We start from the raw sequence: 369 nt of genomic DNA on the forward strand, positions 1-369 counted from the left end.
CGATGAACCCCGAACACATGGCAGAGTGTGACCACAGGATAATGCGCTCTGAGTTTCCCGATTATCGAGAACTGTTCAGGGAGTCTGACATCAAGAGCGCGGTAGCCTTTTTTAATATTTCATTCTCCATTTCAATGCGTTGTAGCTTTTTCCTGAGCTCACGGATTTCAATTTGTTCCGGGGTAATGGGGGAGGCTTTTGGTGTTTTGCCCTGACGCTCATCACGCAGTTGTTTGACCCATCTTGTCATTGTGGAAAGGCCAACATCCATAGCTTTGGCGGCATCTGCCACCGTGTATTTCTGGTCAACAACCAGTTGAGCGGATTCGCGTTTAAACTCTGCGCTAAAATTTCTTTTTTTCATTGGAG

At 46.6% G+C, this 369-nt stretch carries 1 pseudogene; it reads right to left on the reverse strand.

The features are described 5' to 3' along the window. Nucleotides 1-364: pseudogene (locus ACUU1I_RS21285) on the reverse strand (transposase); the annotation flags it as partial. Nucleotides 365-369: the final 5 nt, after the last annotated feature.

The organism is Shigella sp. SIG3, assembly GCF_053555855.1.